Here is a 24,444-nt window from a genome sequence, read left to right as displayed (position 1 = left end):
GTGGAAACCGAATCCGACATCACCGTCCGCCACAACGCCGACGGGCACCGCTACGAACTCCTCGACGGTGACGCGGTCATCGGCGAGGCGCACTACCTGCCGTTCGACGGCGCCGACGAGCCGCGGCGGATCTTCTACCACACGACCGTCGACGACGCTTACAGCGGTCAGGGTCTCGCGTCCATGCTCTCGAGGGTGGCCTTGGACGGCACCATCGCCGATGGGAAGACCATCGTCCCGGTGTGCCCCTACATCAAGTCCTGGCTCGGCAAGCACGACGACTACCAGCCCCACGCCACTGCGGTCCGCCCGACGCACTTGCAGGCGTTGTCGGGGATGAATCGGTAACTTCTATCGGCGCCTCAGCACAGCCGCTTCCACTCACCCGGCCGCGGGTCCCAACACGGTCACGAGGAACTCGCTGTCCGGGGACCAGGGGCGTACGTCCCACCCCGCCAGGGTGAGTTGCGGTGTGAGACCCTCCGCAGCTGCGTCGGCGAAGAACTCCTCGGCGGAGTAGCCGCGCCCCGCGCCGAAACCGGCCACCGCGCGGCCGTCCTGACCCAGGTGACTGCGGAAGCCGCGCAGCACGTCCCGCCGGGTGTTTTCCGCTAGGAACGTGACCACGTTGCCCGCGCACACGATGGCGTCGAAGGCGTCCCCGAGGTCCATGTCGGCCAGTACGGCGAGATCGGCCACGCGATACTCAGGGCCCGGGTAGTCCTGCCGGGCGGCGTCGATCAACTCGGGATCCACGTCCACCCCGACCACCCGATGCCCGGCCGCGTGTAGGTACCCGGACAGCCGCCCCGCTCCGCACCCGGCATCCAGGATGCGAGCGCCGCGGGGAACCATGGCGTCGATGAGCCGGGCCTCCCCCACGATGTCCTCCCCGCGCGCGGCCATGGTGCGGAACCGTTCGATGTACCACTGGGAATGCCCGGGGTTCCGAGCCACCCGGGCAAGCCACTTGTTCTGTTCCGTCATGAGGCCAGGCTATCGAGGTGCCGCCCCCTTGCCCACGCTCCGCGTGCCCGCCTCCGTGAACGGTCTGGGTAGGCTGACGATCGGCAGGCTCGTCGGCGAACAATGCTCGGAGGACAGACAGTGGCTGGACGTGGAGGTGTCTCGTGGCGGCTGCGCCTCGCGGCGCTGCGGTACCGATTCGAGGAGAGCCTGTTCCTCTATCCCGCCATCATCATGCTGGGCGGGATCGTGTTGGCAATCATCGCGACGTCCGTCGATCACGCCCTGGGGTACGACACCCACGTGCCGTTCACGCTGGAGATGAGCAGCAACGCGGCCACGTGGTTGCTGGCCACCGTGGCCGGGGCGATGATCACCACCGTGGGCGTGGTGTTCTCCCTGACCGTGGTCAGCCTGCAGTTGGCCAGCAGCCAGTTCTCCCCACGGGTCATGCGGTCCTTCATCCGGGACCGGCTGAGTCAGCGCGTGATCGGCCTGCTCGTGGCCACCTTCTTCTACTGCGTGCTGGCGCTGCCCAGTGTCAGCGGGGAGACCACGGCCCCTGCGCCGAAGGTGTCGCTGACGCTCGCCGTGGTGCTGACGCTGATCACCGTGATCGGCATCATCATGCACCTGGATCACCTGGCCCACGGGCTCCAGGTGGGCAACGTGGCCCGGGTCATCGCGGACGAGGGAGAGAAGGTGGCCGCCGCACTTGACGAAGTGCCCTCCGGGATGCGTGAGGTCGATCCCCGGGACTTCCACGATGCCCCCGATGACGCCGCAGTCATTCCCGCCACGCGCAGCGGATGGATCAGCCAGGTGGACATCCGCCAGCTCCTCGCGGCCGCCTCCCCCGGCACCACCGTGCGCATGGACACCCGCGTGGGTGCTTACATCCACGCCGGTGAACCCCTGTTGACGGTGTGGCCCCGCCCCTCGGCCGCCAGCAGGAAGGGTCTCGCCGAGTCGATCGGCGTGTCCGATATGCGCACCACCCTCCAGGACGTCGACTTCTCCGTCCGCCAGCTCGTGGACATCGGGCTGCGTGCCCTGAGTCCGGCCGTGAATGACCCCACGACCGCCGTGGAGGTCATCCTGCGGCTGGGGAGTCTGATGCGGACGTTGCTCATCACTCCACTTCCGCCCCCGGCGTTGCAGGACGGATCCCGCCGGGTGCTCGTCCAGCCCTGGAACCTCTCCCATGAGGAATACATCGCCCACGCCTTCGATCAGCTCCGGCAGACGTGCCTCGACCAGCCGGACGTGGCCGCCACCATGTTGCGGGGGCTGCGGATGCTGATCACCCACCTGCGGGACCAGGGGCACCCCGATCTGGTTCCGGCCCTGCAGCGACAGATGCAACTGCTGCTCGACGGGCTCGAAGCACAGAAGGACATACACCCCGAGGATCTACGCCACCTCCGCTCCCTGTCCTCCGACCACACGGATCCCGCCGACCACAGTCGGTGACCCGCCCCCGCCGGGTTACGCACAGAAACCCGAGAACGGGCACTTCGTGACCCTCGATGTGTCCGCTGAGACCGGCCCGAGGGAACAGTTCCAAGAGGCCCTCTACGGCACTGATTACATGTTCAATCCGCACGAATGGAAATTCATCACTCCGGCCGGGACCACGGCGAACTCGGTGGCATCAGCCGCGTCCTACATGTGCTTGCCCGATGCAGAGCGGATCCCGGAGATGGGGCCCGCCGAGCGTGCGACCGGCAAGATCGTGTTGGACGTGCCCGCGAAAACGGGAACCCTGGTCTATGCGCCCGGTTTCGTGGACCAGGCCTGGGAGTGGAAGCTGTAGGCTCCATCCTTCGTGGTGCCCGCGCGTAGCGAACGCGCCACGACCACTGCACGACGACGCCGCCCGGGTTCCGCACACGAAGCCCGGGCGTCGTCGTACCCGCGGAGCGCACCCAACGCGGCGTCGGGCACTGCGCGGCGTCGTCGACCGGGCCCGGCGACCTGTGCCACTCGGGCACCTCCGAGCGCAGGCCCGGACGGCTCCCGGGCAACTCCTAAGAACACGACGGAGCACTACGGAGTGTGTTTTCACGCGTCAGGTGTATCATGCCGGTTGTTAGGTAGTCTTCTTTCCCTGCCGGACGTCCTTCTGACCATCCTTGGAGCCGCAATGCACTTGATCCCTCGCGAGCAGGAGAAACTGCAGATCGTCGTCGCCGCGGACCTCGCACGCAGACGCCAGGCCCGGGGCCTGAAGCTCAATTACCCGGAGGCCGTGGCGATCATCAGTTACGAACTGATCGAGGGCGCCCGGGACGGCCGCACGGTGGCGGACCTCATGAGTTGGGGGACCACCATCCTCGGCCGGGACGACGTCATGGAGGGTGTGCCCGAGATGATCTCGGACGTCCAGGTGGAGGCCACCTTCCCGGACGGCACCAAGCTCGTCACCGTCCACACCCCCATCCGATAGGAAGGAGACTCCCATGATCCCTGGCGAATACGTCCTGGCGGACACCCCCGTGGTGTGCAACGAGGGCCGCGACACCGTGGAGCTGGACGTCACCAACACCGGCGACCGCCCGGTGCAGGTGGGCTCCCACTTCCACTTCTCGGAGACCAACCCGGCGCTGCGCTTCGATCGCGACGCCGCCCGCGGCTTCCACCTCGACATCCCCGCCGGCACGGCTGTGCGCTTCGAACCGGGGGACAAGAAGACCGTCCGCCTGGTGGCGATGGCCGGTGACCGTGCCGTGTTCGGATTCCGCAACGCCGTCAACGGCCCCCTGGACAGTGAGGAACGCTCATGAGCTTCGAGATGTCCCGGCAGCAGTACGCCGGTCTGTACGGCCCCACCACGGGGGACGTCGTCCGGCTCGCGGACACGGACCTGTTCCTGGAGGTGGAGAAGGACCTCACGAGCCACGGTGACGAGACCGTGTTCGGCGGCGGCAAGGTCATCCGCGACGGGATGGGTCAGGACGGCAACACCGTCCGCGACGGCGCCCCGGGTGACCTGGCCGTGGCAGACACCGTGATCACCAACGTGATCGTCCTGGACCACACGGGCATCTACAAGGCGGACGTGGGGCTGCGGGACGGACGGATCCTGGCCATCGGCAAGGCCGGCAACCCCAACATCATGGACGGCGTGGACGTGGTGATCGGTCCCGCGACCGAGGCCGTGGCCGGTGAGGGCCGCATCCTCACCGCCGGGGGCCTGGACACCCACATCCACTTCATCAGCCCCGACCAGTTCGCTACCGCCCTGAACTCGGGGATCACCACCATGATCGGTGGCGGTACCGGACCCGCGGAGGGCACGAAGGCCACGACCATCACGCCCGGGTCCTGGAACCTCGCGAACATGCTGCGCGCCGTCGAGAACTTTCCCATGAACGTGGGCCTGCTGGGCAAGGGGCACGCGAGTGCGGTGGAACCGCTGGCCGAGCAGATCAAAGCCGGGGCCATTGGGCTCAAGGTGCACGAGGACTGGGGCGCCACGCCCGCGGCGATCGACAACTCCTTGAAGGTGGCCGACCATTACGACGTGCAGGTGGCCATCCACACGGACACCCTCAACGAGGCCGGGTTCGTGGAGGACACGATCAAGGCCATCGACGGGCGGGTCATCCACACGTACCACACCGAGGGTGCCGGCGGCGGCCACGCCCCGGACATCATCAAGATAGCCGCGTTCCCCAACGTGCTGCCCGCCTCCACGAACCCCACGTTGCCGTTCACACGCAACACGGAGGAGGAGCACCTGGACATGCTCATGGTGTGCCATCACCTCAACCCGGACATCCCCGAGGACGTGGCGTTCGCGGATTCCCGCATCCGCCCGGAGACGATCGCTGCGGAGGACGTGCTGCAGGACATGGGCATCTTTTCCATCACGAGCTCCGACTCCCAGGCCATGGGCCGCGTGGGGGAAGTGATTCTGCGGACGTGGCAGGTCGCGGACAAGATGAAGAAGCAGCGCGGCAAGCTGGACGGGGACACCGAGCGCGGCGACAACTTCCGGCTCAAGCGCTACATCTCCAAGTACACGATCAACCCCGCGCTCGCCCACGGTGTGGGTGACTACGTGGGCAGTGTGGAGGCCGGGAAGTTCGCGGACCTGGTGCTGTGGGAACCTGCGTTCTTCGGCGTCAAACCGTTCATGGTGTTCAAGGGCGGGCAGGTGGTCTCCTCCCTCATGGGTGATTCCAACGGGTCCATCCCCACGCCCCAGCCCATGACCATGCGCGGTTCGTTCGGCGGGTTGGGTTCCGCGGTGCACTCCTCCTCCATCACGTTCATGTCCCAGGCGGCCGTGGACGCGGGCGTCCCGGAGCAGCTCGGTCTGCGGAAGACCGTCAAGGCGGTCCACGGCATCCGGTCCCTGCGCAAGTCCGACCTCGCGTTCAACGGCGAGACCCCCGAGCTGGACGTGGACCCCGAAACCTACGAGGTGCGCGTGGACGGCGAGAAGGTCACGTGCGAGCCCGTGGACGTGCTCCCCATGGCCCAGCGGTACTTCCTGTTCTGAGCCCAAGCGGCCGCCGGCAATCCGCGGACGACGGCGCTCGGCTGGCACCCGGCGCCGCCAACCAGTCGTTACGGGCCCGTCGTTGCCGCCCCGGCACCGGCACCCCGACCAACCATTCCCGACACGTTCCCGACAAGGAGGATCTCGTGATCGTCGACCGCGTCCTGGGCAACCTGGCCGATCTGTCCCCCTCCGAACGGCAGGGGCTGCACGTGGAGAAGGTGGTGCTGCCCAGTTCCGAACTCGTGAAGCGGATCCAGCGCGTGACCACGGATCACGGCCGCACCCTGGGGTTGCGCCTGGACAGTCCGCGCGGCGCGGCCGGCGACCTCCAGGACGGGGACATCCTGCTCCGGGACGAGCGCGGCGTCGTCGTCGTGTCCGTCGAGGCCACGGACGTGCTCGTGATCGCCCCGCGCACCATCACCGAGATGGGCGTGACGGCGCACGGGCTGGGCAACCGGCACCTGCAGGCCCAGTTCTTCGACACGTCCTCCGAATACGGCGCAGAGGTCATGGTGGTGCAGTTCGACCACACGGTGACCCAGTACCTGGACGAGCACGGCGTGCCGTACGAGCGGCAGGAACGCGTGATGCCGGTCCCGTTCCGCCACGCGGAGCACACGCACTAATGACCGGGGACGCACAGGACTGGGCGGGATCTCTCCTGCCGCTGCTGCAGATCTGCGATTCCGCGCTGCCCACGGGGGCGTTCGCGCACACGTTCGGCATGGAGACCTACCTGGAACGTGGCACCGTGTCGGACCAAGCGAGCTTCCAGGACTGGCTGGAACGTTTCCTCGACCACCAGCTCGTCTACGCGGACGGTCTGGCCGTGCGGCTCACCGCGGAGTTGTTCGCGGGGACGACGGCGAACGGAGCCTCGGCGGGCACGGCACCTTCCGCGCTGGCGGCCGCCGACGGCGCGGCGTCGCCCGCGGATCCCCCCGCAGCCCCGGCGGACGCGACACCCGACTCCGACTTCGACGCCGGCCTCGTCCGACTCGACGCCCTCATGTTCGCCCAGGCCCTACCGGCCCAGGTGCGACAAGCCGGGCTGACCATGGGACGCCGGCTGCTCGAGATCGGCACGCTGTCCCTACCCGGCCCGGGACTGGAACGCTACGCCCGCCTCGTGGCGGAGGGGACGTGCCACGGCCACCAGGCGATCGTGTTCGCGCTGATCGGGGTGGACCACGGTGTGCCCCCGGCAGCGATCACGCAGGCCTTCCTGTTCTCCACCCTCACCTCGCTGACCCAGAACGCGGTGCGCGGGATCCCCATCGGGCAGAACGCGGGCCAGCGCACCCTGGGGGCACTGCGCCCCCGGGTCGCGGCCGCGTGGGAACGCATCTCCGCACTCGACATGTCCGATCTGGGCGTGGTCTCCCCGGGGTTGGAGATCGCCCAGATGCACCACGAAACCCAACGCGCGCGCATGTTCATGAGCTGAACCGCGCCATCGAACGTACGGAGGAATAAACCACATGACGGCAGTGAAGATCGGGATCGGCGGACCGGTGGGCGCGGGCAAGACCCAGTTGATCGAACGTCTCACCCGGGCGCTGAGCCAGGACATCTCCATGGCGGCGATCACCAACGACATCTACACGATCGAGGACGCCAAGATCCTCTCCCGCAACAGCGTGCTGCCCCTGGACAGGATCGTGGGACTCGAGACCGGCGGGTGCCCCCACACCGCGATCCGCGAGGACACCTCCATGAACCAGGCGGCGATCGACCGGTTGGAGCAGGAGCACCCGGACCTCGAGGTCGTGTTCGTGGAATCCGGCGGGGACAACCTCTCCGCCACGTTCAGCCCCGAGCTCGTGGACTTCTCGATCTACATCATCGACGTGGCCCAGGGCGAGAAGATCCCCCGCAAGGCCGGCCAGGGCATGATCAAGTCCGATCTGTTCATCATCAACAAGACGGACCTGGCGCCGCACGTGGGGGCGGACCTCACGGTCATGGAGGCCGATTCCCGCCAGTTCCGCGGGGACAAGGCGTTCTGCTTCACCAATCTGAAGACGGACGAGGGCCTCGAGCACGTGATCGAGTGGTTGCGCCACGACGTCCTCATGCAGGACCTCGCGTGAACCCAGCCGCACCGGTGACCGACACGCACGCCTCCGCCGCGCCGACGGCCACGCGGGACGACGCATCCGAGTCGGCGTCGACGACCGCGGGGACAGCTGCGACCACGCTGACTGTGGCGGCATCGGCGAACACGGTGACCGCGGCGTCGTCGTCCCCCGGAACTGCGCGAGAGACGTGGCGCGGTGAACTGGAACTGGGAATCACGGCGCGCCCGGGGCGTTCCGTGGCAACCCACCAGTTCCACCGCGGGGCGCTGCGCGTGCTGCGCCCGCACTACCTGGACGCGAGTGGGCAGGTGACCTACACGGTGGTCAATCCCGGCGGCGCGTACCTGGACGGTGACCGTTACCGCGTGGCCGTCACGGTCGGGGACGGCGCGGACCTGCTGCTGACCACCCAGTCCGCGACCAAGGTCTACCGCACCCCCGTGGGTCTTTCGACCCAGGAGATGACGGTGTGCCTGGGCTCGGGCGCGCGGCTCGAGTACCTGCCGGACCAATTGATCGCCTACCGGGACTCACGCTATCGGCAGCACACGCTCGTGGACATGGACCCGTCCGCGACCCTGGTGCTCGCGGAGGTCGTCACGCCCGGCTGGTCCCCCACGGGCGAGCCGTTCCGCTACGACAGTGTCCGGTTGCGCACCGAGGTGCGGATGTCCGGGCGCCCGGTGGCGCTCGACAACATCCGCCTGGAACCCTCCGGGGATGAGCCGGGGTTTGACGGTGTGGGCTCGTTCGAGGGGTTCAGCCACGTGGGTTCGCTGCTGGTCCTGGATCCCCGCGTGAACGACGCCGCTCTGGCAGCCGTCCGCGCGCTGCTCACCGAGCGCGCGGGGCACCTCCGTGGCGGCGCCTCCGCCCTGGCCGTGCCCGGGTTCGCGTTGCGTGTGTTGGGCAACTCGACGCAGGAGATCGACGAGCTGATCCTGGCCGCGGTGGCCGTGGTTCGCGAACGGTTCTTCGGCCAGGGGCCCGTGAACCTGAGGAAGTACTGACGTCCGTTGGAGGTAGAGATGACGCGCACCGATGGAAGTACGGCGGTGACCCGCACGGCAGTGAGTGAGTGGAGTCTGCGCTCCCGGGTGCTCGCAACCCTGGGCGCGGTGGTGCTGCTGCATGTCCTCGCGCTGGGCATGTTGGGTGCCGGGGCCCTGGAGAGTTCCGTTCCCTTGTCCATCGGACTCGTGGTCACGTGCTACCTCACGGGGGTGAAGCACAGTTACGACTGGGACCACATCGCCGCGATCGACAACTCGACCCGCCGGTTCATCTCCCAGGGCAAGCGACCGGCGAGCGTGGGTCTCGCGTTCAGCCTGGGGCACAGCTCGGTCGTGATCCTCGCGGGAGTCCTGGTGGTGCTCGGGGCCACGTTCGTGTCCTCGTTCATCGAGGAGGGCACCACCGCGAACACCGCGCTGGGGATCATCGGTGGCACGGTGTCCGGGGTCTTCCTGCTGGTGCTGGGAACGTACAACGCCACCGCGAGCGTGCGGTCGTGGCGGCTGCGGCGCGCGGTGGCGGACGGGCAGCGGATCACGGAGAAGGACATGCGGTCCCAGGGGTTGATCGCCCGCGTCCTGGACCGGCCGCTGCAGCGGGTCAAGAGCCCGCGCAACATCTACGTGCTCGGTTTCCTCTTCGGTCTGGGTTTCGACACCGCGAGCACCGTGTCCCTGTTGATCATCACGGCGTCCGCGTCCGTGGCAGGGGTGTCCACGTGGACCCTGATCTCCCTGCCGTTCTTCTTTGCCGCGGGCATGTGCCTGTGCGATTCCCTCAACGGACTGGCCGTGCTGCGCATGTATGGCTCCACGTGGCGCGATCCCGTGCGCAAACTCGGGTTCAACGCGGTGATCACGGGCATCTCCGCGGTCTCCGCCCTGTTCATCGCCTTCATCACGGTGGGCGGGGTGCTCAACACCGCGTTCGACCTGAACGATCCACTCACCACTTTCCTGGCCTCCGTGGACCTGGGCCACGCGGGACTGTTGTTGATCGCGGGGCTGCTCGCGGTGTGGGGGATCTTCGCCCTGGTTCACCGCTCGTCGTGGCGGGCCTCCCCCGCCCTCCACTGACGGGAGCGTAGCGCCAGAACGGTCCACGTGACGAGTACGAAGGGCCACGTGTACGGCGCGACCCCCACGGCCGTGATGACCCACCACAGCGGCACGGTGAGCGCGGCGGCCAGGACGGGCACCCCGATCCGCAGGATGCGGGACCCCCGGGCGGGGAACGCGACACCGAGCGCCACGGTCACGAGCATCGCGCCGTAGCCCAGCAACCCGGATGCGGCGGGGCCCTGCCCGATCCCCACGAACCCGGCGAGCGTGCCCACCAGGGTCCCGGCCGCCGCCCACACACCGGCCCGCCACCCGGCGGCGAACATCCCCGCGAGCACCAACAGCCCGCCCAGCACGGAACCGCCCAGGATTACCTGGTGCGCTCCCCGCACGGCCCCGGCGAGTACGTCGTGCACGGGGGAGCCCAGGGGCACCACGGCTCCCTGGGTCCGTTCAAACGGGACCGCTACGGCCACCGCGATGCTGTTGACCAGGCAGAACGGCCCCGTGAGCAGCGGAAGGGATTCGGGCCACGAGAGCTTGGGGGCGCCCCACACGATCAGCGCGCAGACCGCCGAACCCGCAAGGGTCCACAACGCCGCGGGGATCCCGGGCCCGCACGCGAGCACCGCGGCACACCCCGTCAGGGCACCGTTGAACCCGTGCAATCCCTGGTCTACCTCTGCGGGGATCACCCCGGCTCGGCTCCGGGCCAGGGCCCTCGCACCGACCCGTGAGCTCTCGGGATCGTGTCCCGGGATGCCACTCCGGGCCCGGGTCCCGCCCTCCCGGAGACGGTGCAGGCCCCGCGCGTCGTCCCACCCGGCGAGCGCCAGCGCACACCCTGCCTGGACCGCCGCCCCCGCGAGCGCGGCGAGCGCGAACCACGCGGACGCCACCGTCATGGCGGCGAGCGCGAACACCGCGGGGCCCCATCCGGCCTGCAGGAAGATCTGGCCTTGGGCCCGGACGATGCCGCGGAGGAAGTTCATGCCCCTATCCTCCTACCGTCATCCCCAGGTCGCGACCCATGTCCCGGGTGCAGCACCCATGATATGCGCCACGGATCCCACGCGGTGCCACCCGGCGGCGCACACACGGATACCCTCGAACCACTGACCCCGCTCACCGGAAGCCGCCCATGTTGATCCTCATCGCCGCCCTGCTCGCCGTGCTCGTGGGTACCGTCCTGCAACGGGTGTCCGGCACCGGGGTGGGCCTCGTGGTGGCACCGGTGCTGTCCCTGATCATGGGTCCCGGCCCGGGAGTCCTCGCGACGAACGCGGCCACCACGTGCTCCGGTTTCCTGATCACCCTGTCCGTGCGCCGATTCGTGGAATGGCGGCACGCGGCGGTGCTGGTCGCGTCCGCCGTGCCCGGGATCGTGGCCGGAGCGCTCGTGGTGCGCTGGGTGCCGAGCGCGTGGTTGCAGGTGGCCGTGGGTGCGGTGGTGCTCGCGGGCCTCGCCGTCACGCGCTTCTCCCCCGCGACCCCCGAGCTCTCCCGTCGCAAGGCCATGGTCCCGACCGGGGTGATCGGGGGATTCTTCAACTCCACCGCGGGTGTGGCGGCCCCCGCCATGGTGATCTACTCGCGCGTGACCCGCTGGGACCAACACCGGTTCGCGGCCACGATGCAGCCCGTATTCATCTCCATGGGGGCCTTGTCGGTGGTCTCCAAACTCGCGGCCGGGGTGCACTTCGCCCTGCCCGTCCCCGCGCTCGCGGCCGTGGGCGCGCTCGTGCTCACGGTCCTGGCCGGGATCGCGGTGGGGACCTGGCTGTCCCGCCACCTCACCAAGGCGACCGCGCAGAAACTGGCCATGGCGCTCGCGGCCGCGGGCGGCGTCGTCGTCCTGTTGCGCGGCGCGGCGACCCTGGTCCTCGGCTGAGCACGGCCGCCCCGCGACGACCCGGCATCACCCGCCGTACGGGCGCATTCGTCACGGGACGACGACGCCGCTGCCCCTGCTACCGCGCGGCCGCCGCCTCGAGCGCGTCCAGGTCGCGCACCTCGTGCCGCCGCCCGTAGGCCATGACGCCCAGGCACAGGGCCGCGATCACGGCACCGGAGGCGAACAGCCACGGGTAGGACGTGAACCGGGCGATCAGTGCGAGGACCATGGGCACGAAGAAGCCCATGTAGGTCAGGGAGTAGAAGACCGCGGTGAGTCCCGCGAGGTCGTCCGGGCGGGCGATGCGCTGGACCTCCTGCAACCCGGAGACCAGCACGAGCCCGTAGCCGCAACCCAGGACCCCGGAGGCCGCGAGGACCACCAGGATGTTCAGGGTCGAGGCGGCGGCCACCCCGGTGAGCATGCCCAGGATCACCGCGACCATGCCCACGGCGAGCGAACGGATGGAACCGTCCCGGTCCAGATGACGGCCCAGGGGCTGGATGAAGAACCCGCAGCCCAGGCCCACCAGGCACATGAGCCCCGAGAACGCGATGCCGTAGTCCGGGCCCACGACGTCCGCCATGAGCGCCGGGAGTATCGCGTACGAGGACGCCGCGCATCCGAACACCCAGGGCGCGGACGGCGCCACCACGAACCAGAACCGGTGCTGACGCGTGGCCGGGATCTTCAGATCGGACAGGAGGGAGCCGTGCGGTGCGCTTGCGTAGCGGGTCTCGGGTGCTCCCGCGACCAGCAGGACCGCGGGCAGACAGATCAAGAGGTTGATCACGTACGGCAACACGGTTTGCAGCGGGGCGAACTGGGCGAGCGTCGCTGCGATCACGGCACCCAGGGCGAAACCGGCCGTGAGCGACAGGGACGCCCTGCGAGCGCCCGAGACCCGCTCCGGGTGCTCCTCGTACGGCCGATCGGAGAGCTCCTTGATCCACGAGGTCCCCACGGCCATGCCCAGTCCCAGGGCCAGCCCGGAGAAGACCCGGCCCACGAAAAGCAGCACCAGACTCCCGGCCCCCATGGCCAACAGGATGCTGCCCACCATCGCGAGGATGGGCGCGGGGATCATCAGTGCCCGCCGCCCGTGCCGATCGGACAACGGCCCGCCGATCAACAGGGCCGGCACGATCCCCAGGACGTACGCGGCCAGGAGCATGTCCACGGCCACCTGTTCGTACCCCTCCACCGTGCGGTACATGACGAGCAACGGGGTGAACTCATTGCCACCCCACGCCACCGCCAACAGCGCCGAACTGACCCTCATCCAGGGTTTCACACTCATGACACGATCCCTTCGTACACGCGCTGCAAATGCTCCGCCAACAGGGCTTCCACCCGTTCCGTATCTTTTTCCCGAACGCCCGCCACGATCTCCGCGTGCTGCGCCAGGATCTCGTCAGACCGCTCCTGGGCCGTGCGCACCGCGGTGGCGATCAACCGGATCTGCCGGTCCCGCAACCCCTGGTAGAAACCGCTCAACAGACTGTTGCCCGCGGCCTCCACGAGAGCGGTGTGGAACGCGGCATCCAGCTCACCGAATCGCGGCGTGCCCGCAGCCTTTCGCTGCTGTTCCAGGAGGTCGGCGAGGGTGTCGGGCAGATCGGGATCCCCGATCGCCTCCTTCACGCTCGCGCATTCCACGACCCGCCGCGCAGCGAGCACCTCGCGGGACTCGTGCGGGCCCACCGGCACCACGAGCGCACCACGCTTGGGGTAGAGCCGCATGAGCCCCTCCACCTGGAGCCGCAGGAACGCCTCACGGACCGGAGTCCGGGAGACCCCCAGCTCCGTGGCGAAGACGCCCTCGGACAACATGTGCCCGTCCAGCTCCCCCGTGAGGATCCTGGCCTTGACGTGCTCGTACGCGCGCTCGGCCGCGTTGTACGCCATGGTGCTCCCTGTTCGACGTCGCTCCGGCCGGTTCCGTACCCGCTGGCACGGCCGCGTGCCCCGGGGTGTGGGGCGAGCGGCAACCCGCGGCGATCAGTCCGCGGGTTGCATAGATACAAGCTGCATACTAAGTGTCGCACGTCACTCGGGCAACCGGGACGAGTGGCTCCGCAGCGTCGTCGAACTCTGCTGCGCCGTCGCAATCCGTAGCGCGGTCCAACTCTGCCGATCCGAACCCACGGGACCGAGGCCCGTGCCGGATCAGTGCTCCATCTCGTACAGCCGCCGAGCCCGGACGCGCGCCTCGTGGTGCACGGCGGCGTCGGGATTCACGAGTCGGTAGCACGCGAAACCCAGCAGCACCGCGATCGCGTGCCCGATCGCGAAGCCGGCGAACACACGCCGCCACCCGAAGCGGTGTTCCATGGGCGCCACGACCAGGGAGAACGCGATCCACCACACCGCGAGCTCGATGGGCAAGACGTACATGGCGCTGCGCAGCAGAACGGCCACCGGATTGATGCCCAGCTGATGCAGACTCGTGGACTGCTCCGCGAGGAACGCTCCCCGCAACCGCCCGTTCGTGTTCCACAGCAACCACGTGGTGAACGTGAGCAGCACCAGGTACAGGTACGTCAGGGGTGCCTGGCGCACCCAGTCCTTGGCCGGGTCGCCACGGCGCAGCAACCTGATCGCCCTGTTGCTCACGGACATCTCCAACCCGGTGTTCTTCGAACTCATCCGCGGCGCGGAGGCCGCCGCGACCGAGGCCGGGTACACGGTGCTGCTCAACCACACCCGGGAATCGGACCAGCTGGAACGCTCCATCGCCGAGCGCGCCCTGCCGCTCGTGGACGGCGTGCTGCTGACCAGCTCTCGGATGTCCGACTCCGCGATCCGCATGATGGCCAAACAGAAACCCACCGTGATCGTGAACCGCGCGGTCAACGGGGTGGCGTCCGGGGTGGCGGACAACGCCCGGGGCATGCGCCGGGCCGCCGAGGACCTGGCATCCTCCGGGCGGCGCACCATCATGTACGCGTCCGGACCGGAGGCGTCCTGGTCCAACGGGACGCGCTGGCGCGCGCTGCGTGAAGCGGGCCCGGAACTCGAACTGAAGGTGTATCACGCCGGCCCGTTCGAGCCCACGGTCAAGGGCCGTGCCCTGGCCGCACAACGCTGACTCACCCACCGGGTCCCGGCGGTGGTCCTCTACAACGACCTCATGGCCATGGGCTTCGCCCACGAGCTGCAGAAGCACCGCGTGCGCATCCCGCAGGACGTGGCGGTCGTGGGGTTCGACAACGTTCAGGAACTGGAGCTGATGCCCCTCCGCTGTCATCCGTGGCCGCGCCCATGTACACGATGGGGCGCACGGCGGTCACCAATCTCCTGGCCATGATCCGCGGGGACGCCCACACCGCGGCCAAACCCGTCCTTGCCCCCACGTCCCTGGTGGTGCGCGCGTCCTCGGAGCTGCCGCTCGTGGAGCCGTGACACTCGGCGGCCCGTCGGACCCGCCGACGATCACCACCCGGTCAGAGAACGCTCTTGGGTAGTCGGTGGGTCGTCACGGCCCCGATGGGCGTCATCGGATGCAGCGGATCCGGGTCGGACGATCCGGTCGGGCCACCCAACCGGGAATGGGCCACGGCGCTCATGACCGCGTAGGCATCACCCGCGCTCCAACCATGGTCGATCGTCAGGAACCGGAACATGTCCTCGTAGCCGCGTTTGATGCTCTCCTGCACCGGTTCCCCCAGGCCCACGAATACCCACTCGTCCTCGAGCTCGATCCGCGGCGCACGGAGGGGCATCGACTTGACGAGGTCCACCGACACCACGGCGGTGCCCTGCGCCTCGATGGCCACGAACGAGGATTCACCCTCGGCCATGATCGCGTGGATGTCCCCGATGGACAGGTAGGCACCGGGGGTCATGACCGGCAGGTAGACCACGGCGCCGGGGCGGCACTCCGTAAGATCCATGTTCCCGCCCTGACCATAGGTGGGCATGATCGTCGAGTTCGTGCCCTCTGCCGGAGCCGTACCAATGCACCCGATCATAGGGCGGGTCGGGAACGTGTGTCCGTCCGTGACGTGCGCACCCTGGTGGTCGATGGGAATGCGGCGGGCGAAGACCTCCGCACCCATCAGGTCCTGCAGCGCTCCCGATCCGGGCAGGCTGACCGACCAACCGCGGTCGATCAGCTGGATGTCGTGGATCGTCACCGCGAGAGCGTCCCCGGGCTCGGCGCCTTCGACGTAGACGGGCCCGGTGACGGGATTGATGCCCACTGTGAGCTTGTCCATGTCCCCGTGCTCGTGGAGTTGACGATAGACCTCGTCGCTGGTCTCGAACCCGATACGTTCACCGGTGCCGGGTGCGATCCGCAGTGCCGGAGTCTCGGATGCCGAGAATTCGAATTTTCCGTACGTGTTGTCGAGGAAGTGGTCCATGGTTCACTGTCCGCCTTTCTGTCCCGCGGCCGGAATCTTGTCCGCTCCGACGTCCGACTCCCCGGACAGATCGGTCTTCCTGCCTGTGACGTGGTAGTACCCGAGGACCGCAGCGCCGATGGCGAGCCACACGACGCCCCCGACCTTGGCCTCCACATTCGCATTCCACAGGACGTAGCCGATGATGAGAAATCCGATGATCGGTACGAACAGGTGCACCCCGTAGTTCCGTGATCCGTGCTTGACCACGAAGTAAACGACCACCGAGACGTGCAGCAACAAGAACCCGAACAGCGCCCCGAAGTTGACGAGTGAGGACAACACGTCGATCTGCCCGACGAAGAACAACACCAGGACGGCCGAGAGCGCCGAGACCAGGATGATGGCGTTGCGCGGCACGCGCCGGTCGTTGAGGGTATGCAGGAAACGGGGCAACTGACCGTCCCGGCTCATCGAGTACAACAAGCGCGACGTCGCCGCCTGCGCAGCCATGGCGTTGGCGATCCCGACGGCCAGGACGTTGACCACGAAGAATGCGTTCATCCACCCGGTTCCGGCGGCCGCCTGGACGATGGTGAAGAAGGCGTTGCCTTCCGCCTCTGCGTCGAACGAGTCCCGGCCACCGGCCAAGGCACTGGCCAGCCAGGTCTGGATGATGAACAGGAACGCAACGATGAACAGGGCCCACACCATGGCTCGGCCGGTGGCCCGTCGCCCGCCAGTCGCTTCCTCGGAGAGCGTGGCGATCCCATCGAATCCCAGGAAGCTCAGGACGGCGATGGACAGGGCCGCGGCGATCAACGGCCCGCTGACCTTGCTGGGGTCCCAGATCGGGTCCGTGGTCAGGGCCGCACCGGGAATGACGTCGCCGGACAGCGCCCTGACGGCGATGACCACGAACGTCACCACGAAGACGAGTTCGATGGCCAGGAACACACGGTTCACCAGCTTCATGGAACCGACGCCCAACAGATTGATGACCATGTTGATCGCGACGAATACCAGGGCCCACACCCAGCGAGGGGACCCGGGGAACAACCCGACCATGGACTCCGCCGCGAAGACGTACAGCAGAGTGGGTACCAGCAGATAGTCCAGGAGGATCGCCCACCCTGCGAAGAACCCTACGGTGGGATGGATGCCCTGGCCCACGTACGAGAAGACCGACCCGGCCAGGGGGATGGTCTTGGCCATCTGCTGATACGCCACGGCGGTGAAGATCATGGCGATGAGGCCGATGAGATACACCAACGGGACCATGCCGTTGGAGGCGTTGTAGACGACCCCGAAGATCGCCCAGGGGGCGATCGGGACCATGAAGATCAACCCGTAGATCAGCAGGTCGACCGTGGAGAGCGAACGCTTGAGCTCCTGCGTGTACCCGTAGGCCTCCAATTGTTGCTGCGGGCTCAATTCGTGTGAGCCGTCGAACGAGGCCGCCTGTCGGTCCTCGCTCTCATGGGATCGCGCGGTCATGACTGCGCACCGGCCGGGTCGTGCTGGGCCAGGAAGTCACCGATCACGGCCCGGAACTCGGCGGGGTGCTCCAGGTGAACGCAGTGACTGGCATCCGGGTGGACATGGGTGCGTACGTCCTCGATCCCGTCGACGAAGGGCTGCCAGGTGAGGGGAGTCGCCTCATCGTGTTCACCGGCGAGGACCAGCGTCGGGACGTCGATGGCGCCGAGCCGGTCGATGATGCTCCATTCCCGCAGGGAGCCGATCACATGAAATTCGTTGGGCCCGTTCATCGTGTGATAGACGGTGGGATCAGCCTCCATCTGTTCCTCACTCTCCTCGAAGTCCCGCGGGGTGGGCTCGAGGCGACAGACATGACGGCGGTAGAACTCCTGCGTGGCCGCCAGGTATTCGGGGTCGTCGGTCGTGCCCGCTGCTTCGTGTCGCGCGAGGGCCTGCTGGGTGTGGGACGGCAGCTCGGAACGAAGCCGTCCGGCGGCTTCGACCCAGAGGGACATGGCCGCGGGTGAGTTGCAGATGGCCAGACTCCTGAGACCCTCGGGTCGTTCCACGGCGATCTCGGAGCCCAGCATCCCGCCCCAGGACTGACCCAACAGGTGGTATGCGGGAAGGTTCAGGTGCTGGACCAGGTTCGTGAATTCGTCCACGAATAATTGCGGGGTCCAGAACCCCGCCGGGGCGTCGGGCAGGTGGGTGCTGTTGCCGCAGCCCAGCTGGTCGTACAGGATGACGGTGCGCCCGGTCTGCGCGAGTTCGGCGATGTTGCGAAGGTAATTGTGCGCCATGCCCGGCCCACCGTGGAGGACGATCAGAGGGAGCATCCCCTCCACGGGGTTCGCCGGTTCCGTGATATGCGCCCATGTGCTGTGTTCCCCGAAGGGGACCGTCATTTCACGAGTCTTGGGCATGCGCACTCCCTTTGCTTGAATATGATTCACGACACCGTTCGCGTCGTGGCAACAGAATGGACCATAAAAGGTTCCATGACAAGACCTTTTCGACGACGAGAGGCGCCCGGATCCCATGCCCCCCACCTCGCCCGCTACTCGCCCGGCCGAGCGTAACCGCCCGTCGGTCCTCGACGGCGCACTGGAAGCGCCCTCCAGTGCTGCGGACATGGTCGTGGACAGGTTGATGACCGCCATCGCCGTTGGTGAATACCTGCCCGGCAGTCGGCTGCCGTCGGAACGCGACCTGGCGGCATCCTTGGGGGTGGGGAGGGTGACGGTCAGGACCGCATTGGCCCACCTGTCGGACCAAGGCTTGTTGCAGACCGTCCGTGGCCGAGGCGGCGGTTCGTTCGTGCGTGAGCAGCAGGCCACCTCGGCCGGGGCGTCGATGCACCGCGCCCTCTCCGCTCGTCGGGAGAACCTGCTGGATGTCTTCGAGGCGGTGCGCCTGCTGCACGGAACGATCGCGCGCGCTGCCGCTGAGAACCGTACGGATGAGGACGCACGTGCTCTGCGAGATCGGCTGGAGCAGTTCCGTGTAGCGGGAACCGGCAGGGAATCACAGCGAGCTGATGCGCGATTCCACGAAGCGGTCATCGCCGCCGCACACAACGCGACGTTGCAGAACGTACTCCTGGAATTGGAATCCAGGATCAGCCTCACCGCCCCGGCGCATCTGTGGGGCTCGGTGGACGGGATGCGCGAGATGGAGCTGCGCGCCCTGTCGGACCATGAGCAACTGGTACGGGCCATCATCGGTCGGGACCAGGAGGAGGCCGGGACGATCGGGGCCGAACATGCTCGTATCGATGTGGAACTGTTCGAGAAGGCGGTGCACAGAGCCGAACACCGGGTTGATGCAGCGGAAGTGCCCACTCGGTGAGGACCTGAGTGACGTAGGAACAGCTCGTGCGGAACCAGTCCATTCACTCACCCCGGAGGGGACACCCGCAAGCCCGGACCCGAATCCAGGCCGGCTAGCAACTCACGGCAACCCGTTGCGCGGGGGACGGCCGGGCTGTGATGAGAGCATGTCAACGTCGATAGCAGCTCACCCCGACCGCTCGTTGCCGACCGACCCCGCCACGCGGGAGATCGCTCGCAACCCCCTGGAGCAGGTCGAGGACCTGCCGATCGTGTTTCCGCACGGGCACGTGGACGCCCGGATCATCGCGGAGAACACGCCGTTCCCGGATCCGGCCCAGCTGCTGATCAGCCCGGACCACCACGTCACCCGGTTGACGCACGCAAATGGTGTGGGCATGGGCCTGCTCAACACCATGACATGGGCCCTGAAGGCCGACACCATGGAGTACGGCGAGTACAAGACCGGAATCCACACCGAGGGTGCCACCTACTCCGCCGTCTGGTTCACCCGCAAGATGGGCCAGGCCATCGCGTCCTACGCGCTCGTGGTCGTGGCGTTCGACCAGCACGCCCCGCAGCAGAGCCCGGACACCGTGAACGGCATGGCGGTCGCGGGCGGGTTGATCCCCGCGGTGGTCTTCCTGATCGTCATGCTCATCATGGCCGGCTACCCGCTCACGGAGGCAAAGTTCAAGGACATCATGAAGTCCATCGAGGCCAACCGTTCGCTGCGCCATGAGTAGCTGCACCCCGGTGAGGTCCCGGCTCCCGCGGGGACCCGCACCGACCGCCCCGGCCCCACGGCCCGGGATTCCCACCCCATGACCACCCAGGGCCCGTCCGTGCCGTCCGAGCGCGGCGACGGGTCCGGCCCGTCCCCACGCTGATCCGCCATAATCGAGCGGGCCCACCGTTCCAGAGAGGAAACACCATGAAGATCACCGAAGCCAAGGTCATCGTCACCAGTCCCTCACGCAACTTCGTGACGCTCAAGCTCACGACCGACGAGGGTGTCACCGGGATCGGTGACGCGACCCTCAACGGCCGCGAACTGGCGGTGGCCACGTACCTGTCCGACCACGTGGCACCCCTGCTGATCGACCGCGACCCGGCAAACATCGAGGACACGTGGCAGTTCCTGTACCGCTCCGGCTACTGGCGCCGCGGCCCCGTGACCATGGCCGCGATCGCCGCGGTGGACATGGCCCTGTGGGACATCAAGGGCAAGGTGGCCGGCATGCCGGTGTACCAGCTGCTCGGTGGCGCCTCCCGCCGCGGGCTGTCCACGTACGGCCACGCCTCCGGGCGGGACACCGAGGAGATCTTCGACTCGATCCGCTCCGAGCAGGAGCACGGCTACACCGCGATCCGCGTGCAGTCCTCGGTCCCGGGGATCACCGCGCTGTACGGCGTGGCCGCCCAGCCGCAGGCCTCCGGCGAGCGCTCCGACTACCAGCCGGCACAGCGTGCCGCGCTGCCCGCGGAGGAGGACTGGGACACCCGCGCGTACCTGCGCCACATTCCGTCCGTCTTCGAGGCCGTGCGCAACGAGTTCGGCCCGGAGCTGTCCCTGTTGCACGACGGCCACCACCGCATGACTCCCATCCAGGCCGCCAAGCTCGGCAAGTCGCTCGAGCCCTACGACCTGTTCTGGCTCGAGGACTGCACCCCGGCGGAGAACCAGGAGGCCCTGCGGCTGGTGCGTCAGCACACCACGCAGCCGCTCGCCATCGGCAAGGTCTTCAACACGATCTGGGACATCAAGGACCTGATCTCCGAACAGCTGATCGACTACGTGCGCTGCGCGTCCACGCACTTCGGCGGGATCTCCCCGCTGAAGAAGGTCATGGACTACGCCGCGATGTACCAGGTCAAGTCCGGCTTCCACGGCTCCACGGACGTCTCCCCCGTGGGCTTCGCGGCGCAGCTGCATGTGGGCATGGCCATCCACAACTTCGGCCTGCAGGAGTACATGCCTCACTCGGAGAAGGCCAGCCAGGTCTTCCGTCAGCACATGACGTTCGAGAACGGTCTGCTGCACCCCTCCGACACCCCGGGCCTGGGCGTGGAGATCAACGAGGATGAGGCGGAGAAGTACGAGTACACCACCGCGCACCTGCCCTACAACCGCCTCACCGACGGCACGGTGCACGACCGGTGAGCGGGGTGAGCACGGACATCGCACCGCTCGTGGTGGTCATGGGCGTCTCGGGGTCGGGCAAGACCACGATCGGCACGCTCGTGGCCCACGAGCTGGGTGTGGACTTCGTCGACGGGGACAGCCTGCACCCCATCGAGAACGTCCAGAAAATGGCCTCGGGCACGCCGCTCGACGACGACGACCGCTGGCCCTGGCTCGAGATCGTGGGCCGCACACTGCACGAGCGGGGTGAACAGCACGAGGGCATGGTGATCGCGTGCTCCGCGCTCAAGCGCAAGTACCGGGAACGGATCCGCTCGCAAGCGCCGTCGGCGTTGTTCCTGCACCTGGACGGGTCCGTGGCGGTGCTGACCCGGCGGATCGAGGGCCGCAGCGGGCACTTCATGCCGGCCACGCTGTTGCAGTCCCAGCTGGACACCCTCGAGCCGCTCGCGCAGGAGGAGGGCGGCTACAAGCTCGACATCGATCAGTCCGTGCCGGACATGGTGAACGAGGCAGTGACCAAGCTGCGGGCCATCGCGGCGGCGAACTCATAGTCCACGCCTTCGCGGCAAGCATCCGAAGCGTCCCAGGGTGCTCGACAGGGCACCCCGGGACGCTTCTTCGATGCGCGTGCCCGTCCGCGACCCGGGACGATGACGCCGGGCCCGGCGCCGTCGTCAGCCTCGCCGGGTCGCCGGCATCGAACCGGTAGTCCCGCCCCTCACCCTCTGCGCAGTAGGACCGCGACCTCGTAGTGTTCGGTGTGGGGAAACATGTCCAGCAGTCGTGCTTCCACGGGCCGCAAGGACGGCATCCGGCCCAGGTCCCGCGCGAGCGTCGTGGCGTTGCACGACGAGTACACGACATGATCCACCGATGAGTTCTCGAGCCACGCACACAGGGACGCTTCCAGCCCGCGGCGGGGCGGGTTGACGATCGCGAGCTCCGGGGTGCCGGGCAGATCCGCGGGGGTCGCGGCGGCGTCGTCGGCGAGGAAACGCACGGAGCCCGGACCCTCATCCGGTAGCCCCATGGCGCGGGCGGTGTCCCGGGCGGAGGCCACGGCCTCGGCGGAGATCTCGGTGCCCACGACCTCGCGCGTGGGAGCGGCGACATGCAGCGCGAAACCCCCGACCCCGCAGTACAGGTCCCACACGCTCGCCGGGTCCACCGCGTCCACCCAGTCCGCGACCTGGCGGTACAGCTGCTCCGTGACCCGTGTGTTCGTCTGGAAGAACGAGCGCGGCCGGACACGCAGGTCGATGCCGTTGACCGGCATGATCAGCTCGCCCTGCCGCGAGAGCAGGATCTCCTCGGCGCCCTCGATCACGGCCTTGTGCTCGGGCTGGATGTTCACGGAGAGCACGTCCGCGTGCGGCACGAGCTCGCGCAGCAGATCCGTGTTGTCCCGGATCTTGGCCAGCTGCCCGGTGCTGCGCAGCACGAACCGGATCATGAGCCGCCCGTCCGGGTTCCCCGTGACGATCAGGTGTTTGAGCTCGCCGCGCCGCTTGGCCACGTCGTACGGCAACAGCCGCACCCGCGCGATGAACTCGGCGAGCGCGTGGATCGCGCGCGTCACGGGTTCGGGGTAAAGCGGGCAGTCGCGCAGGTCGATCCCGCGGCCCCCGCGGTCCAGGATGCCTAGGGTCGGTGCGCCGACCTTCCCGGCCACGACCATCTTGGCCTTGTTGCGGAACCCCGCCTCCACGGACGCGACCGGCTCGAGCCACCGCGGCTCACCGTGTGAATCCACGAGGTCGCGCACGAGCTGTTGTTTGCGAGCCAGCTGCCGCGCGTAGGGTACCTCGATCACCGTGCAGGATCGGCACAGGTCCCGGTCGTAATATCCGCATTCCACCCGCTCGATTCTACGACGACGCCGCACGCGCCCCTTCCCCGCTCGGGCCGCCCGCCCGCTGGTAATCCCGGCAGTATCGTGACAGCGTGGCACGGACACCGCCCCTTCCGCCCGAGGACCTGCCATGAGCACCCCGCACCCCTCCCCCGCCGCGATGCGCGGCCGCAAGGACCCCGCACTGGGCGTCCGCCCGGTGGACTACACCTCGTGGCGTCCTTCCGAGCGGCAAGGGGACGCGGACGCCGTCGGCGATGACTCCGAACCTCGGGCCGGAGCAGCGCCGGACGGGACGCCTCGGTCAGGTCCCGGGCCCCGAACAGTTCCCGGCGCGGACGGCACCCGTGCTGTTCCTGCAGCAGGCGGGGTACCCAAACCGGGCCCCGGGCCGCGCACGGTCCCCGCCGGGGAACCCACCACGCCCATCGCGTCCGAAGCACCACGCGAGCTCACGGTGGACCCGCAGCTCGCGGAGTTCGTTCGCCTGTTGCGCGCGGGCATCACCCCCGACACCACTGCCCCCGAGCGTGCGTTCTACACCGTGGACTCCGATCTGTCGGGGGCCCCGGCGCTCGAGGTGCCCGCGGACGGCGTCGTCGTACAGGGCGTGTGGGACGTGAGCGAGAGCGCGCTGCAAGCCGTCGTGGCGGACCCCGAGGACACCTGGACCGCGGACCTCGGGCGCACCGACTACTACGTGCGCGGCCGGCTGTGCGTGCAGGTGACCCGGGCGGAGCACCGCGTGGTGGGGATCTACCGCAGCGGGTGGGCGATCGCCCGGCGCCCGGACGAGACCTGGGCGGACACCCCCGACTCCCTCGAGCACACCGGTGCGAAACCCGGGGGCAGCGGCACCCGCTATCCCACCAACCGCAGGGAACTGCTCGAACGGTTGCGCGGGGCGGGCTTCGAGGTCACCACGTCCGGGCCCACCCACGGGAAGATCACCCACCCGGACGTCCCCGGTAGGTTCCTGCCGTTCTCCTCGACGCCGTCCTCGCAGCGCTATGGCCGCCACGTGACCACTGCGGTGAAGCGGGTCTTCGGGATCGACCTGCGGGACCCCGCGAAAACCCGGTAACTGCCCTAAGTACCCCCTAAAGGGAGGGCAGGCATTTCCCCTCGGGAACCCCGGAATCACGCGCCAAAGGCGTATGCTTTTGCACAGTTCACTCCGCCCGTCCCGGGGAAAATGGTTAGTCTGGGCAAAAGTTCGTCAGGGGGCAAGCGCGCCGAGGTTCTTGGGGA

At 68.2% G+C, this 24,444-nt stretch carries 29 protein-coding genes; 20 read left to right on the top strand and 9 right to left on the bottom strand.

The window, feature by feature from the left end; genetic code table 11:
- Positions 1 to 348 carry a GNAT family N-acetyltransferase gene (locus IE157_RS11090; protein ID WP_193520000.1) on the top strand — a complete coding sequence of 116 codons (348 nt, stop codon included), beginning with the start codon at positions 1 to 3 and terminating at the stop codon, positions 346 to 348.
- Between the two features lie 33 nt (positions 349 to 381).
- Here IE157_RS11090 and IE157_RS11085 read toward each other — a convergent pair whose 3' ends face one another.
- On the bottom strand, positions 382 to 987 hold the full coding sequence (locus tag IE157_RS11085) for a class I SAM-dependent methyltransferase (RefSeq protein WP_193519999.1): 606 nt from the start codon (positions 985 to 987) through the stop codon (positions 382 to 384).
- Positions 988 to 1,107: 120 nt separating this feature from the next.
- Here IE157_RS11085 and IE157_RS11080 point away from each other — a divergent pair, with 120 nt between their 5' ends.
- From IE157_RS11080 to IE157_RS11035, 10 genes are all read left to right on the top strand, one after another.
- A complete protein-coding gene (locus IE157_RS11080) occupies positions 1,108 to 2,439 on the top strand; it encodes a DUF2254 domain-containing protein (protein ID WP_318281449.1) in 1,332 nt (443 codons plus the stop codon).
- A 46-nt stretch (positions 2,440 to 2,485) separates the two neighbouring features.
- Positions 2,486 to 2,782, top strand: a complete 297-nt coding sequence (locus IE157_RS11075; RefSeq protein WP_064845592.1) for a hypothetical protein — start codon at positions 2,486 to 2,488, stop codon at positions 2,780 to 2,782.
- Between the two features lie 330 nt (positions 2,783 to 3,112).
- Positions 3,113 to 3,415 carry an urease subunit gamma gene (locus IE157_RS11070; RefSeq protein WP_035964916.1) on the top strand — a complete coding sequence of 101 codons (303 nt, stop codon included), beginning with the start codon at positions 3,113 to 3,115 and terminating at the stop codon, positions 3,413 to 3,415.
- A 13-nt stretch (positions 3,416 to 3,428) separates the two neighbouring features.
- The gene (locus tag IE157_RS11065) at positions 3,429 to 3,752 is read left to right on the top strand and encodes an urease subunit beta (protein WP_098053625.1); all 324 of its coding nucleotides are present in this window, start codon (positions 3,429 to 3,431) and stop codon (positions 3,750 to 3,752) included.
- Positions 3,749 to 5,476, top strand: a complete 1,728-nt coding sequence (gene ureC / locus IE157_RS11060; RefSeq protein ID WP_064845594.1) for an urease subunit alpha — start codon at positions 3,749 to 3,751, stop codon at positions 5,474 to 5,476. The genes IE157_RS11065 and ureC overlap by 4 nt, the downstream gene beginning before the upstream one ends.
- Before the next feature lie 146 nt (positions 5,477 to 5,622).
- Positions 5,623 to 6,108 (top strand): urease accessory protein UreE, encoded by a 486-nt coding sequence (ureE, locus tag IE157_RS11055; protein ID WP_144998489.1) that lies wholly within the window; start codon positions 5,623 to 5,625, stop codon positions 6,106 to 6,108.
- Positions 6,108 to 6,929, top strand: coding sequence for an urease accessory protein UreF (locus tag IE157_RS11050; RefSeq protein WP_064845596.1), 822 nt, complete (start codon positions 6,108 to 6,110; stop codon positions 6,927 to 6,929). The genes ureE and IE157_RS11050 overlap by 1 nt, the downstream gene beginning before the upstream one ends.
- Before the next feature lie 34 nt (positions 6,930 to 6,963).
- Positions 6,964 to 7,575, top strand: a complete 612-nt coding sequence (gene ureG, locus IE157_RS11045) for an urease accessory protein UreG (RefSeq protein WP_035964924.1) — start codon at positions 6,964 to 6,966, stop codon at positions 7,573 to 7,575.
- On the top strand, positions 7,572 to 8,573 hold the full coding sequence (locus IE157_RS11040) for an urease accessory protein UreD (RefSeq protein WP_305142865.1): 1,002 nt from the start codon (positions 7,572 to 7,574) through the stop codon (positions 8,571 to 8,573). The genes ureG and IE157_RS11040 overlap by 4 nt, the downstream gene beginning before the upstream one ends.
- A gap of 18 nt (positions 8,574 to 8,591) precedes the next feature.
- Entirely contained in the window at positions 8,592 to 9,653 is a 1,062-nt protein-coding gene (locus tag IE157_RS11035; protein ID WP_193519997.1) for a HoxN/HupN/NixA family nickel/cobalt transporter, read from the top strand.
- Here the strand turns inward: IE157_RS11035 and IE157_RS11030 are convergent.
- Positions 9,614 to 10,630, bottom strand: a complete 1,017-nt coding sequence (locus IE157_RS11030) for an urea transporter (protein ID WP_193519996.1) — start codon at positions 10,628 to 10,630, stop codon at positions 9,614 to 9,616. The genes IE157_RS11035 and IE157_RS11030 overlap by 40 nt on opposite strands.
- Positions 10,631 to 10,779: 149 nt before the next feature.
- Between IE157_RS11030 and IE157_RS11025 the strand changes: the two genes are divergently transcribed.
- A complete protein-coding gene (locus IE157_RS11025; RefSeq protein ID WP_193519995.1) occupies positions 10,780 to 11,529 on the top strand; it encodes a sulfite exporter TauE/SafE family protein in 750 nt (249 codons plus the stop codon).
- Between the two features lie 79 nt (positions 11,530 to 11,608).
- Here the strand turns inward: IE157_RS11025 and IE157_RS11020 are convergent, their stop codons facing one another.
- The 3 genes from IE157_RS11020 to IE157_RS11010 form a co-directional block, all read right to left on the bottom strand.
- A complete protein-coding gene (locus IE157_RS11020) occupies positions 11,609 to 12,832 on the bottom strand; it encodes an MFS transporter (protein ID WP_064845600.1) in 1,224 nt (407 codons plus the stop codon).
- Complete coding sequence (locus tag IE157_RS11015) at positions 12,829 to 13,440, bottom strand: GntR family transcriptional regulator (RefSeq protein ID WP_064845601.1); 612 nt, start codon at positions 13,438 to 13,440, stop codon at positions 12,829 to 12,831. The genes IE157_RS11020 and IE157_RS11015 overlap by 4 nt, the downstream gene beginning before the upstream one ends.
- Before the next feature lie 261 nt (positions 13,441 to 13,701).
- Positions 13,702 to 14,094 carry a rhomboid-like protein gene (locus tag IE157_RS11010; protein ID WP_318281448.1) on the bottom strand — a complete coding sequence of 131 codons (393 nt, stop codon included), beginning with the start codon at positions 14,092 to 14,094 and terminating at the stop codon, positions 13,702 to 13,704.
- Positions 14,095 to 14,101: 7 nt separating this feature from the next.
- On the opposite strand from IE157_RS11010, the gene IE157_RS11005 reads away from it, so the two are divergent.
- From IE157_RS11005 to IE157_RS13115, 3 genes are read left to right on the top strand one after another with little or no spacing between them, the layout of a single operon-like run.
- Entirely contained in the window at positions 14,102 to 14,623 is a 522-nt protein-coding gene (locus IE157_RS11005; protein WP_318281447.1) for a LacI family DNA-binding transcriptional regulator, read from the top strand.
- A gap of 21 nt (positions 14,624 to 14,644) precedes the next feature.
- Entirely contained in the window at positions 14,645 to 14,842 is a 198-nt protein-coding gene (locus IE157_RS13120; protein ID WP_368809803.1) for a substrate-binding domain-containing protein, read from the top strand.
- Positions 14,776 to 14,937 carry a substrate-binding domain-containing protein gene (locus tag IE157_RS13115; protein ID WP_368809807.1) on the top strand — a complete coding sequence of 54 codons (162 nt, stop codon included), beginning with the start codon at positions 14,776 to 14,778 and terminating at the stop codon, positions 14,935 to 14,937. The genes IE157_RS13120 and IE157_RS13115 overlap by 67 nt, the downstream gene beginning before the upstream one ends.
- A 41-nt stretch (positions 14,938 to 14,978) precedes the next feature.
- On the opposite strand, the gene IE157_RS10990 is transcribed toward IE157_RS13115, so the two are convergent.
- Genes IE157_RS10990 through IE157_RS10980 form a run of 3 tightly spaced genes read right to left on the bottom strand, consistent with a single transcriptional unit; the run spans position 14,979 to position 18,286 of the window.
- A complete protein-coding gene (locus IE157_RS10990) occupies positions 14,979 to 15,899 on the bottom strand; it encodes an acetamidase/formamidase family protein (protein WP_193519991.1) in 921 nt (306 codons plus the stop codon).
- Between the two features lie 3 nt (positions 15,900 to 15,902).
- Positions 15,903 to 17,375 (bottom strand): APC family permease, encoded by a 1,473-nt coding sequence (locus tag IE157_RS10985; protein ID WP_193519990.1) that lies wholly within the window; start codon positions 17,373 to 17,375, stop codon positions 15,903 to 15,905.
- Entirely contained in the window at positions 17,372 to 18,286 is a 915-nt protein-coding gene (locus IE157_RS10980) for a proline iminopeptidase-family hydrolase (RefSeq protein WP_193519989.1), read from the bottom strand. Before IE157_RS10980 ends, IE157_RS10985 begins: the two co-directional genes overlap by 4 nt.
- A 208-nt stretch (positions 18,287 to 18,494) precedes the next feature.
- Between IE157_RS10980 and IE157_RS10975 the strand changes: the two genes are divergently transcribed.
- The 4 genes from IE157_RS10975 (at position 18,495) to IE157_RS10960 (ending at position 21,892) form a co-directional block, all read left to right on the top strand.
- Complete coding sequence (locus tag IE157_RS10975; protein ID WP_318281461.1) at positions 18,495 to 19,211, top strand: FadR/GntR family transcriptional regulator; 717 nt, start codon at positions 18,495 to 18,497, stop codon at positions 19,209 to 19,211.
- Positions 19,212 to 19,359: 148 nt separating this feature from the next.
- Positions 19,360 to 19,938 (top strand): MFS transporter, encoded by a 579-nt coding sequence (locus IE157_RS10970; protein ID WP_193519987.1) that lies wholly within the window; start codon positions 19,360 to 19,362, stop codon positions 19,936 to 19,938.
- Between the two features lie 188 nt (positions 19,939 to 20,126).
- A complete protein-coding gene (manD, locus tag IE157_RS10965) occupies positions 20,127 to 21,356 on the top strand; it encodes a D-mannonate dehydratase ManD (protein WP_193519986.1) in 1,230 nt (409 codons plus the stop codon).
- Between the two features lie 5 nt (positions 21,357 to 21,361).
- Entirely contained in the window at positions 21,362 to 21,892 is a 531-nt protein-coding gene (locus tag IE157_RS10960; RefSeq protein ID WP_231885481.1) for a gluconokinase, read from the top strand.
- Between the two features lie 167 nt (positions 21,893 to 22,059).
- Here the strand turns inward: IE157_RS10960 and rlmC are convergent, their stop codons facing one another.
- The gene (gene rlmC / locus IE157_RS10955) at positions 22,060 to 23,199 is read right to left on the bottom strand and encodes a 23S rRNA (uracil(747)-C(5))-methyltransferase RlmC (protein ID WP_193519985.1); all 1,140 of its coding nucleotides are present in this window, start codon (positions 23,197 to 23,199) and stop codon (positions 22,060 to 22,062) included.
- Positions 23,200 to 23,323: 124 nt separating this feature from the next.
- Between rlmC and IE157_RS10950 the strand changes: the two genes are divergently transcribed.
- On the top strand, positions 23,324 to 24,277 hold the full coding sequence (locus IE157_RS10950) for a serine/threonine-protein kinase (RefSeq protein WP_318281446.1): 954 nt from the start codon (positions 23,324 to 23,326) through the stop codon (positions 24,275 to 24,277).
- Positions 24,278 to 24,444: the final 167 nt, after the last annotated feature.

It is taken from the genome of Kocuria marina (genome assembly GCA_014652975.1).
GTDB classification, from domain to species: domain Bacteria; phylum Actinomycetota; class Actinomycetes; order Actinomycetales; family Micrococcaceae; genus Kocuria; species Kocuria marina.
This window is presented reverse-complemented; position numbering and strand designations above follow the sequence as displayed.